Annotated in this window: 7 protein-coding genes; all 7 read left to right on the forward strand. The window is 37.6% G+C overall.

Annotated elements, in window-relative coordinates; translation table 11 throughout:
- The 7 genes from Cop2CBH44_RS10740 to Cop2CBH44_RS10770 all read left to right on the forward strand — a co-directional run bounded on the left by Cop2CBH44_RS10740 (nt 1) and on the right by Cop2CBH44_RS10770 (nt 13,485).
- On the forward strand, nt 1–2,247 hold the full coding sequence (locus Cop2CBH44_RS10740) for a GH92 family glycosyl hydrolase (protein ID WP_200754788.1): 2,247 nt from the start codon (nt 1–3) through the stop codon (nt 2,245–2,247).
- Nucleotides 2,248–2,287: 40 nt separating this feature from the next.
- Nucleotides 2,288–4,195: a T9SS type A sorting domain-containing protein gene (locus Cop2CBH44_RS10745; RefSeq protein ID WP_200754789.1), complete on the forward strand. Its 1,908-nt coding sequence runs from the start codon at nt 2,288–2,290 to the stop codon at nt 4,193–4,195.
- A 79-nt stretch (nt 4,196–4,274) separates the two neighbouring features.
- Nucleotides 4,275–6,557, forward strand: coding sequence for a hypothetical protein (locus Cop2CBH44_RS10750; protein WP_200754790.1), 2,283 nt, complete (start codon nt 4,275–4,277; stop codon nt 6,555–6,557).
- 88 nt (nt 6,558–6,645) lie between these two features.
- Nucleotides 6,646–7,974 carry a glycosyl hydrolase gene (locus Cop2CBH44_RS10755; RefSeq protein WP_200754791.1) on the forward strand — a complete coding sequence of 443 codons (1,329 nt, stop codon included), beginning with the start codon at nt 6,646–6,648 and terminating at the stop codon, nt 7,972–7,974.
- A 118-nt stretch (nt 7,975–8,092) separates the two neighbouring features.
- Nucleotides 8,093–10,531 (forward strand): T9SS type A sorting domain-containing protein, encoded by a 2,439-nt coding sequence (locus Cop2CBH44_RS10760; protein ID WP_200754792.1) that lies wholly within the window; start codon nt 8,093–8,095, stop codon nt 10,529–10,531.
- Between the two features lie 82 nt (nt 10,532–10,613).
- Nucleotides 10,614–11,942 carry a glycosyl hydrolase gene (locus tag Cop2CBH44_RS10765; RefSeq protein WP_200754793.1) on the forward strand — a complete coding sequence of 443 codons (1,329 nt, stop codon included), beginning with the start codon at nt 10,614–10,616 and terminating at the stop codon, nt 11,940–11,942.
- Between the two features lie 106 nt (nt 11,943–12,048).
- Entirely contained in the window at nt 12,049–13,485 is a 1,437-nt protein-coding gene (locus tag Cop2CBH44_RS10770) for a glycoside hydrolase family 30 protein (protein WP_200754794.1), read from the forward strand.
- The last annotated feature ends 42 nt before the right edge of the window (nt 13,486–13,527 follow it).

Here is a 13,527-nt window from a genome sequence, read left to right on the forward strand (position 1 = left end):
ATGAAAAACAATAATTCCAAATTTATTATTGCAAGCCTTATTTGGATTCTGTTTACCGGCTGTAAACAAGCTTCTCCAGAAAAAGAACTTGTAGACTATGTCAATCCATACATAGGCAATATCAGTCATATGCTGGTTCCGACATACCCTACTGTCCATCTCCCAAACAGTATGTTAAGAGTATATCCCCAACGCAATGACTACACAGGGAATCAATTAAAAGGCCTGCCCATATTATTGACTGCGCACCGTGGGATACATGCGTTCAATTTAAGTCCATATCAAGGAGCAGAAAGCGGGCTACAACCCATTATTTCATATAACTACGATAACGAAGACATCAAACCTTACTATTACAATGTATATCTTGACAATATTAACGCAAACGTCAGATTTGCACCGTCTCATCAATCGGCTATCTACAATATAAACTTTTATCAACCGGACTCGAACTATCTAGTAATAAATACGAACAATGGCCGATTAACAGCGAAAGGCAATAGCATATCTGGATACCAGCAAATAGGAAATGCAAAAGCATATTTATATCTCGAAACAGAACAACAGCCAACAACAACTTATGCTCTCTCCGACGGTAAAATAAAAAATATTTCTGAAAAAGACAATTGTATTGTTTTTCACTTTGCTGATGCTCGACAAATAAATATTCGATATGGAGTATCTTTTATCAGCGAAGAACAAGCCAAAAATAATCTAATCCGGGAAATTCCAGATTACAATATCGACAAAATTATCGAACAAGGCAGAAATATTTGGAACGAGGCATTGGGAAAGATAAAAGTCAAAGGTTCGGACGAGAATCAAAAAACGATATTTTATACCTCAATGTATAGAGTATACGAACGCCCCATATGCATCTCCGAAGATGGACATTATTATAGCGGTTTCGACGGTAAAATACATGATGACGGAGGGACGCCCTTTTACACCGATGACTGGCTATGGGATACCTTTCGGGCAGCACATCCACTACGTATAATCATTGACCCCCAAAAAGAAAATGAAATTCTCAACTCCTTTATTCGCATGGCCGAGCAACGAGACAATTATTGGATGCCAACTTTCCCAGAGATAGGAGGAGACAATCATTCCATGAATTGTAATCACGGAGTGGCCTGCTTTTTAGATGCCTATGTTAAAGGCATTAAAAATTTTGATCTGAATAAAGCTTATAAAGCTTGTAAAGGAGCCATTACAGAAAAAACCTTAATCCCCTGGTCTGCAGAAAAAGCCGGTATATTAGATAAATTTTACAAAGAAAACGGGTATTTCCCTTCATTAGCTATCGGTGAAAAAGAAACGGTTGCCGAAGTTAATTCATTTGAGAAAAGGCAAGCTGTTGCCGTAACATTAGGAACTGTATATGACGAATGGTGCCTGGCTCAAATAGCAAAACAATTAGGGAATAATGAAGACTATAGATATTTCCTAAATAGAAGCTTGAATTATCACAAAATATTCAACCCCCAAACTCGATTTTTCCATCCCAAAGATAGTAAAGGCAATTTCATTGAACCATTTGATTATGGACTATCCGGAGGCATTGGATTCCGTGAATATTATGATGAAAACAACGGCTGGATATACCGCTGGGACTTACAACACAATTTCGCAGATTTAGTAAAGATGATAGGTGGCAAGAAACAATTTGTAGCAGAGCTTGAACGAATGTATAATACGCAACTTGTATTATGGAAACCCGATTTTTTTGCAACAAATGCTGATCACACAGGTAATGTCGGCCAGTTTTCAATGGGAAATGAACCTTGTCTGCATATTCCATATCTATATAACTATGCCGGAGAACCATGGCGAACACAGTATCGTATTCGTCACTTGATGAATCAGTGGTTCCGGAATGATGTAATGGGTATTCCCGGAGACGAAGATGGTGGAGGTATGTCTGCATTTGTAGTATTCTCATCTTTAGGATTTTATCCTATTACCCCAGGTCTGCCCATGTATGTAATAGGCAGTCCCATATTCGAAAATACACAAATACAATTAAATAACGGGAAAGTATTCAAGATCATCTGTAAAAATTATGCCCCAGAAAATAAATATATACAATCTGCACGGCTAAATGGACAAGAATGGAACAAATCCTGGTTTACCCATACAGACTTAATAAATGGAGGGACTCTGGAATTGACTATGGGAAAACTTCCAAATGAAAAATGGGCATCGACAGCCGAGGCCATACCGCCTTCGTTCGAAATGCCATAACTATATTTTTATTGAATTATTAACTTTAAAATTGATTATTATGAAAAAGATGACACGAAATTTATTTAGCACTACACTATTTGTCGTAATGCTGGGGAGCTCATCTAATGTGTTTTCGCAAGAAAGTTTCGTTATCGATGGAGACGACGAATTAAAAACTTTTAAAGCGACTTACGCCGAAAGGCACATGACCGTTCAGGATTTCACTCTTAAAAACATTTCTAAAGACGTTGCCACCTCCGAAATACACAATATTAACGGTTGTGTATCGACGATCAAAGGTACGGTAACGTGGGAAAATGTCGGTTATACCACAACCGAAAACTTCTTTAACAATATCAATTGTGAAGGGAGTATCATTATCAGAAATTGTCCTGAGGTAAATAATCCGAACGGATTTCAGGATTACACGACTATAAACGGGGACTTCATTATCGAAAATTGTCCCAGCATGAGAACCGGACATGGCGGTTGGCAAGATGCAGCAATACACAATCTCACAAAAATCACCGGAGATTTTAAATTAATCAATATCGGTGGAGTATCCGGCACTGGATTGAGAAATTTAAAAGAAGTAGGCGGTGATTTTGAAATTTCCGGGTTGGCACAAGAATTTTGGGATCTCAGAGGAATGCCGTTGGAAAGTATCGGAGGAAGCTTGACTCTAACAAATAACGCACTTTTCGAGAATTTAGTTGGATTCGAAAACCTGACATCGATAGGAGGTGACGTTACGATTTTCGACAATCCTAAACTCCCGAACAACTCCGGAACATGGGACAATAGTTCCACATTCTTCGGCTATGATCTGGTTGCCAAATTAATCGCGACGAATGTTATAAAAACTACAGCATCGTTCAAATTAGGGACAACAGACAATCCTGCAACAATGGGAGAAAGTTATGTCATAGACAGCCAAGAAAAAATGGATGCTTTCATTGCTGTCCAACCGGGAATTAAAGAAATCATAAAAGATTTAACAATCAGCGGAAACATTACCAGTTTAGACAAAGTCCAAAACCGAGTTTCTGCTATTACCGGTACAGTAACATGGGAAAATAACGAACTGGTAGAAAATACAGAGCACTTCTTTGACAAAATCGCATGCAAAGGTGGTATCATACTGAAAAACTGTCCGAACTTACAATGGCCGAACGGTTTCGATAATGACACTTATACCATCGTCAACGGAGATTTCGTAATCGAAAATTGTCCCAAATTTATCACTGCAGCAGGAAACGGATGGGGAGGCCACAGCTTTTCTCATTTAGAGAAAGTAGGAGGGAATTTACGATTGATCGGTATCGAAGGAAACATGAGTGAAGCAACTTTACCCAATTTAATCGAAGTAGGCGGTGATTTTGAATTGACCGGCTGTACTACTTTCTGGCAAATATACAGTCATGATAATCAAAATGGGACAATGCTCGACAGAATCGGCGGTAGTTTGATTATCAAAGATAATCCTAAATTCTGGAGTTTAGAAGGATTGAATAAATTACAAGAAATCGGTGGCGATGTAATCATCACGGGTAACGATATACCGGAAAATTCAGAAGATTGGAGACCTGGACTTTGTCTAGTAAAAAATTGGAAACAACACGGAATCGTAAAAACTACAGCTACTATCGAACTCAAAAGAGGAGACAATGTACTGGATGTTGATAATCTGCCCGACTGCGGAGATGGCTGGATCACTGCTCAGGAAATGGAAAAAGCCGATACTGATATAGTAATTTACCAAACTGCAGACAAAGCCATTCACATATCTGCACCATGGAATAACTATACCGTTACAATTTATGATATTTCCGGCTCTCTCATCAAACAATTCGTTTCTACCGAAAATGTTACAATATGCGACGGTTCGAATCTAAAATCCGGAGCCTATGCCGTACGAATAAACCACAACGGTTTATCGATCGGACGCTTAATCGTTGTAAAATGAACATAATCTAAATGCAGGAAAAGGCTCTTTATATCGAGCCTCTTCCCGCTATATAAACTCTTTTTTTAAAAGAAATACTATGAAGGTAATTTTGAGAAATTTGACAAGTATCTGCTTACTGTTTGTGATGCTATTTGCAATCGGCTGTAAAGATGATGATATAGACAGTGGGGACAACTACACCCTTACTACGCAAACAGATGTCGATAATTTTACGAGTGGAGGATCGATACAATCTTTGGTTATATCAGGAGAAGATATTTTGGATTTATCTCCTTTGAAATTTACATCGATCGGGACTTTAATCATAAAAGGGACCGGTATTCAAAAATTGGATTTATCCAACCTTACATCTGTCGCCGAAGTTCTGACGATCGAAGGTAATGCAAAACTAAAAGCAATCTCTGGTTGGCAAAATTTGAAGACACTGAATGGGACGATTCTGATCAATAACAATCCTTTGCTTACTGACATTTCTGCCTTGTTGAATGTAGAAAGAGGTAGCGGGAAGCTCAGCGTAATCAATAACGAGTCTTTAGGAAAAGACAAACCGTTGGAAAATAATGACTATTCTTACGGATTGTTTCCTTTAAAATATTTAAAAGACAATAATCTTTTCGAAGGTACGATACGTTGTTCTAACAACCATTCCGGATCAGCTCAATTAGTCGACAATATCGGGAAATTAGAAGAAGGAATATTGAGTTATGTAATCGATTCGAAAGAAGCTCTAAAGAACTTCACACCGGGAAACACAATTGTAAACAACCTGACATTAAAAGGTACAGAAATCACCGATACAGAATTATTACTCGTTTCGGAAAAGGTTAAAGAAATCAGAGGAACAGTAACATTCGAAGAGACGAAAATTACAACGACACAAGGATTCTTCAATGTCATAAAAATTAACGGAGGTATCGTATTCCGTAATAATACTCCAGCAAATGGAGATGCAATCGATAGTAATGGTATTCGTTACTATAAAAGAGTCAATGGAGACTTAATCATCGAAAATACACCGATAAAAATGTGGAATACCGGAAGCAATCAAGATAGTTTCTCCGGAATTACAGAAGTAGCAGGAGACTTTAGATTGATAAATAACTCGTACATGGGTACTCGAGGAGACGAGTTGAATGGATTCCCATTATTAGCCTCAGTAGGAGGAGATTTAGAAATCAGCGGCAACCCGAATATTTCGAACATGGATACATATAGCATGTCATTAAAATCAATCGGAGGAGATCTAATTATCAGAAACAATGCCAAAGTAAATAGTTTAGCAGGTTACGAATCCGTGAAATCGATCGGTGGTTCTGTTTTGATTGAAAAGAACGGAACCAGTGTATCCGGAATACCCGATTATGGTATGACAGGACGCCCGGGATGGTGTATGGTAAAAGCATGGATCGAAAAAGGTATCGTCGATGTTTCTCAAGTTACAGCAAAAGACTATGCCGGAAATATCGTTGATCTTTCGATCATCGATGCTTGCGATGGTATGAATCCGGTTCCCGATGACGGAACACCGAAAAGCTGGACTCTCGCCTCGCAAAAAGAATTGTTGGCATTCGTCAATGGAGGTGCCAAGACAACGGTAATCGACTTAACAATTTTAGGTCCGAACTCAGAAGCAGCATCAGACATTACATTAGAAGCTTTCAATCTAATCACAAGCCGAGTAGCAACTGTTACAGGAACTATTACAGTCGATGGAATCAATGATTGGAACACGACTTCCGGGTTCTTCGACCAAATCAATTGTCAGGGAGGTATCGTCATCAGAAACTGTCCTAATCTAGAAAACATGAATGGTTTGGAAGGCTACACCGAAATTCATGGAGACTTTATCGTCGAAAACTGTCCAAAAGCTATTACTGGTGGCGCAGCTGGATGGGCCGGACATTCCTTCTCTAATTTAGTAAAAGTAGATGGAAACTTCAGAGTTATCGGATTACATGACAAATTCATCAGCGAAAACACACTCCCCAACCTTAAAGAAGTCGGTGGTGATTTCGAATTTTCTGATTGTACGAATTTCTGGCAACTATATAATTCCGATGCAAAGAAAGGATTGACTCTCGAAAGAATCGGAGGAAGTTTGATTCTCAAAAATAATCCTTCTTTCTGGTCATTATCCCCATTCTATACTTTAACAGAGATTGGAGGAGATATTATTATAAAAGGTAATGATATTCCGACAAATTCTGAAGAATGGAGAGCCGGATTAGATATTATAAAATACTGGTTGAAACAAGGTATTGTGAAATCTACAGCAACCATTTCACTGGAAAGGAAAGATGGTTCTATCATTGATGTAAATTCCCTTCCCGACTCTAATGGTTGGACACCTGCCAATTAATCGAAATTTTTAACATAAATAATAGAGAGAGTACTATTTTCTGTAAACTCTCTCTTTATTTTCTTTACAATACACTAAAAATATAACAATGAAACACGTCATAGTCTCAATAGCAATAGCGATAATTCCTTGCCTTTGTTTTTCGAATACAAAAAACAGCAAACAAGCAAAAAGTGCCAACGAATTTCTGAATAGCATCGGTGTCAATTCCAGTATATCGAGAAGAGGAGAATCTTTGGAGAAAACACTTGAATGCGTAAAATACTTAGGCATACGCTGGTTTAGAACTGGGTACGAAGGTAACATCCCCGTGGAGGACTTAGTTTATATCTATAAAAATAGCGGAACAAAAAGTTGCTATGGACTGTTAAGTGGAGGAACAGATATAAATCGACTGATAGAAAACTCTCGAAAACTGGCTGCAGAAGGAGCCTTATTAGCTATCGAAGGGAACAACGAACCCAATAACTGGGGCGTTATTTACAACGAAGAACAAGGCGGTAGAGATAAATCTTGGATTCCCATCGCAAAACTTCAAAGAGACTTATATCAAGCTGTCAAAAATGATTCAGTATTAAAAGATTATCCGGTTTTCAGCATTTGTGAAAATGGTGCCGAAACAGATAATGTAGGACTCCAATTTTTAACAATTCCGGAAGGTGCAAACACGATTATGCCTGCTGGGACACAATATGCAGACTATGCAAATGTACACAATTACATTTCTCATCCGTCTTGGGATAACGGGGCACTACATGATAATCAATCTTGGTTAAGCGCATCTCCCAGCAAAGAATGCCCAGTCGATGGATTATATGGAAATTATGGAAAAACTTGGTTAAAAGGATATCAGGGATATTCCGAAGAAGAGTTGAAAACTTTACCAAAAGTCACGACAGAAACTGGAACGACTATTAATGAAGGTGTTTCGGAAGAGCAACAGGCTTGTTTATTCATGAATCTGTATTTATCTCAATTTAAACAGGGATGGAGCTATACAGCTCTTTATCTTCTTAGAGATCGTTCAGACGAAGACGGCAACCAAACTTTCGGTTTTTATAATACCGACTATACCCCACGAAAAGGGGCTATTACATTTCATAACCTAACGACCATATTGAACGATAACGGGACTATGGAAACCCCTGGAAAACTTTGTTACAATATTCCCGAACAACCGGAAACCGTACACGACTTATTACTCCAGAAAAGCGACGGCTCATTCAACTTAGTCATCTGGGGAGAAAATTATACAGGAGGAGCAGATACAATCAATGTCGATTTCAATAAAAAATACAACAATATAAAAATCTATAATCCGATGATTGGTACAGATGCTGTGCAAACTTTATCGAAAGAAAAATCTATAAATTTGGTTCTGACCAACCATCCTATAATCATCGAAATAAAAAAATAATATCATTGGCGATAGTCCATTTCTAAAAATATAAGATATAATCTATTTTTAGAAATGGACTACCCTATTTAGAAGACTGATTTATCACATCTAAGAAGACCATCTAAATTTATTCCCGATGAAAAAAAACATCCTATTGTCCCTAATAGAATTATTTTACTTTCCCATCCTTTTGAACATACAAGGTCAATCTAATGCCATACCGGTCTCCGACTTTTTAAACAGTATCGGAGTAAATTCATCTATCTCTACACGGGGAGAAACTCGCGATAAAACACTCGAATGCGTAAAATATATGGGAATACATTGGCTTCGAACAGGTTATGAAGGAAATATTCCGGTAGATGACTTGATTTATATTTACCAACAATCCGGTGTAAAAAGTTGTTATGGATTGCTCAGTGGAGGCAACGACATAAACCGATTACTGACTAATGCCCGGAAATTAGCAAATGCAGGAGCATTATTGGCTATCGAAGGAAATAATGAGCCTAATAACTGGGGACCGACATACGAAGGAGTGCAGGGAGGACGAGACAAATCATGGATTCCCGTAGCAAAACTTCAAAGGGATTTATACCAAACGACCAAAACTGACCCGATATTAAAAGACTATCCGGTTTTTACTATAACAGAAGGTGGTGCCCAAACCGATAATGTAGGATTACAATTTTTGACGATTCCTTCTGGTGCTAATACCTTAATGCCCAATGGGACCCAATATGCTGATTACGCTAATTGTCATAACTATATCTCTCATGGCTCTTGGCCGGGTATACACGATAACCAAACATGGCTGAGTTCTGAACCGTTAGCAAACTGTCCAGTCGACGGATTATACGGAAATTATGGTTTGACTTGGGGCAAAAAATTTCAAGGATACTCTGACCAAGAATTATTGGCACTTCCTCGAGTTACCACAGAAACCGGTATCACCATCGAAGGAGAAGTAACAGAAGAGATGCAAGCTCGCCTATATCTCAATTTATACTTATCTCAGTTTAAAAGAGGATGGGATTATACCGCTATCTATCTGCTCAGAGATCGTTCGGACGAAGCCGGTAATCAAAGCTTCGGTTTTTATAAAGCCGATTACTCCCCTCGTAAATCTGCCATATATCTGCATAATTTCACGACGATTCTCAAATCGGGAAAAGAGAACAACTTTCAAACAAGTACATTCAACTATTTCATACCCAGACAACCGGAAACCGTACATGACCTATTATTACAAAAAAGCGACACTACCTTCGCATTGATCTTATGGGGAGAAAAATACAATAACGGGAAAGATGATATTACTGTCAGATTCGATAAAAAAATGGGATCTGTCAAAATATACGACCCTACTTTAGGAACAAATTTCTATAAAGAAGAACAAAATATTTCATCTCTTGATCTCACAATGACCGATCACCCGATAATTATCGAAGTCGGGGGAAAAAATATTCAAGGTGGAGAAATCGATCCCGAAACATATCCAAGTTACTACATCGATGGCGATGAAGAATTGAATGCATTTCTAGCAGAAAAAACATACGGATACGAAATCGTAAATAACTTGACTTTAAAAAACATATCGACCCGAAATCTCGACCAAGTACAATACTGTGTATCCATTATAAAAGGAACTACCCTCTGGGACAATATATCGTCAGTACAAACTACTGAAAATTTTTTTAATAAAATACTCTGCCAAGGAAGTATCATAATAAAAAATTGCCTGAATCTGACAAATCCCAACGGATTTAAAAATTATACGACAATAAACGGAGATTTTATTCTTGAAAATTGCCCAAACCTTGTTACCGGATTCGGAGAAGGTTGGGAAAACGATGCATTTACACATATAACTAAAGTCTCTGGAAATTTCAGATTGATTAATGTGGGGCGCATCAGCGGATTATCCATAAAAGTATTAAAAGAGGTTGGCGGTGATTTCGAAATCTCCGGATGTAATACGATGTTTTGGGACTTTAAAGCAGGTATAAGTTTAGAAACTGTCGGAGGAGATTTCATTCTAAATAATAATGCTGTTTTTGAAAATCTGAAAGGTCTCGAAAATATCAAAAGTATCGGTGGAGATATCTGTATCGTAGACAATGCCAATATCTTAGGTGCTTACTCCCCTGATTGGGAAAACGGGACATTTTCTATTGCCAAAGGCTTTTGTTTATTAGCTACCTGGAAACAAAATAATGTATTCTCTACTGATGCCAAAGTAACATTAAGGAAAAAAGGTGACGAACAATATATAGATATAGATAAGCTTGTCCCATGTGGAGATGAACATGACGATGATTATTATTTAGGAATATCCTCAACTACAGCTGACCAAGCATTAGTTGTAACAACTATTAACGGATGTATATCTATTTCTGCTCCTTGGGAATCATACAATATCGAAATCTATGATATGTCCGGTTGCCAGGTTTACAAAACTATTGCTTTTGAAAGAAATTATATCTGTAATGAAATAAATTTACAGCCAGGGGCCTATGCCGTACGTGTAGGAGGAAACAAGGTTTCTATTGGCCGCCTTATTATTGTAAAATAAAATATACAATAAGAATATGGGATAGCCTAATAAAGCCATATAAAATGCCGAATCTATCATTTCTCTTAATTATTTTAATAAAATGAAATACATCTTATCTCTTATATGGATATCTCTATTTCCATATGTTTGTTTTCCCAATACCCATAAAAAAATACAAGCACAAAGTGTAAACGATTTTCTAAATAGTATTGGGGCTAATTCTTCTATAAATAAACGTGGTGAAAATTTAGAAAGAACCATCGAATGCACCCGCTATTTAGGAATCCGTTGGTTACGATCAGGATATGAAGATGGTACAACTATGGAAGTATACAAACGGCTCCGAAATGAAGCTGGAATCAAATTTACATACGGATTGGGAAGTGGAGGGAACAATATTCCCCAATTACTGAACGGAGCTCGAGAAATTGCAGCATTAGATGCCCTATTAGCAATCGAAGGCAATAACGAACCAAACAATTGGGGCATCGAATATCAAGGAGAAAAAGGTGGCAAAGCCAATACATGGATGCCATTAGCCAAATTGCAACGGGATTTATACTATGCAGTCAAAAATGATCCGCTCCTAAAAAAATACCCGGTATTCAGCATTAGCGAAAGTGGCGGAATGACGGATAACGTCGGTCTGCAATATCTACATATCCCTAAAGGAGCAAACACTTCGATGCCCGACGGGACACAATACGCAGATTATGTAAATATACATAATTATATAACACACCCCTCATGGGATAATGGTAAAATACATGACAACCAAACCTGGATTAGCTCTTCTCCTTTCAGCGATTGCAAAGTTGATGGTCTATACAATAATCATGGCTTAACTTGGTATAAAAAGCATAAAGGATATAATGAAAACGAATTGGCAACGCTCCCCAAAGTAACAACAGAGACCGGCCTTGTTATCGATGAAAACATTTCGGAGGAACAACACGGAAAATTGTTATTAAACCTATATCTGGCACAATTTAAACGAGGATGGAGTTATACGGCAATTTACATATTGAGAGACCGCTCTGACGAGGGAGGGAATCAAAAATTCGGATTTTACACCCCCAACTACACACCAAGGAAAGCAGCTATCTATTTACATAATCTAACAACGATATTAGAGGATAATAAGCCGACCCCAAAACCTGGAAGTTTATCATACTATATCCCAAACCAACCGGAAACAGTACATGACCTTTTACTACAAAAAAGCGATGGGACGTATGAATTGATAATCTGGGGAGAAAAATACACCGGAGGAACAGATGCCATCGACATACATTTTAAAAAAAGATATAAAAGTATCTCTATTTACAATCCATTAATAGGAACCGATGCAACACAAACATTATCAAAAATCAAATCACTAAAATTAAAACTAACTGATCATCCGATAATAATAGAAATAACAGAATAATCGAACCTATTTATCAATATTACAGAAATTTACACATATCCTTTATGAAAAATAAAAAAATTTATCAACAGAAAAATCAATGGTCGCAAAATCTATAGAAAGAAATATGAAAAATAAGAAACTCAGTCATATTGCTTTTGCCATAGCAGGTATATTATGTACAAGCAATGTCTGGACACAAACAGCAATCAAACCCGTATACGCAAATCAAGTATCAGTATATACTACTGCCGAGAGAAACAACCGACAGATGGTAGAAGCCAAAAATTCACTTTCTCCAGGGTCTCTGGAGCGAAATACCGTAACAATTTTGATAGATCCTAATCATCAGTTCGAAGAATGGATTGGATTTGGAGGTGCTATTACTGATGCTGCTGCAGAAACTTTAGCTAAACTGCCCAAAGAAAAACAGGATGAAATCATGACAGCCTATTTCGACCCACAGAAAGGCATAGGATATAATATGATACGTACCAATATGAATAGTTGTGACTTCTCCAGCGACACTTATGACTATGTAAAAGAAAACGACATCAAATTAGAATCTTTCGATATTGCCCACGACCGGAAATATAAGCTTCCTTTTATCAAACAAGCTCAAGAAATTATAGGAGATAACATGAAATTTTATTTCAGCCCATGGTCTCCTCCTGCTTGGATGAAAACTAATAACAACATGTTGTATGGAGGATACCTCAAAAAAGAACATTACCAAACATGGGCAAACTATTTCATAAAATTTATTCAAGCATATGAAGCGGAAAATATCCCTGTATGGGGGCTGACTGTACAAAACGAACCTATGTCTATCCAAACCTGGGAATCATGCCTTTATTTGCCAAAACAAGAACAAGAATTTCTGAAAAAATATCTGGGACCTACTTTGTGGAAAAATGACATGAAAAATAAAAAAGTTATCGTGTATGACCATAATCGAGACTTCGGATATCACTATGTATCTGATATGCTGAACGATCCTGAAACGGCAAAATATATATGGGGTGTCGGTTTACATTGGTATGACGGTGGTATGTACGAAAATGACATATGCCTAAACCGCACCTTCCCCAATATAAAAATGGGCTTTACCGAAGGTTGTGTTGAGGGATATGACCCCAATCGCCTGCAATCTATCGCTATTGGTGAAAGATATGCTACGAATATTCTGAATGACATGAACAGCGGATTCGTATTTTGGACAGACTGGAACATTGTATTGGACGAATTTGGAGGTCCCAATCACGTAAAAAATGTCTGCTTTGCACCCATACATGGTATTACCAAGACAGGAGAAGTTGTATATACTTATGCTTACTCATACATCGGACATTTTTCAAAGTTTATACGCCCGGGAGCACGGCGTCTCAACGCCGTAAGCAATAGCCGAGATTTGCAAACAACATCATTTATCAACACAGACGGACATATTGCAGTAGTCATATTAAATACCACTGGGCGCATGATCCCCTATACCCTATACATTGAAGGAAAAACAATGGAGATGGAAAGTCCAGCTCATTCCATTATGACTTGCATATTATGACACATAACAATATAGACCATCTAACACAACAATAAAACACAA

The sequence above is a fragment of the Coprobacter secundus subsp. similis genome (assembly GCF_015097275.1).
Lineage (GTDB): Bacteria > Bacteroidota > Bacteroidia > Bacteroidales > Coprobacteraceae > Coprobacter > Coprobacter secundus.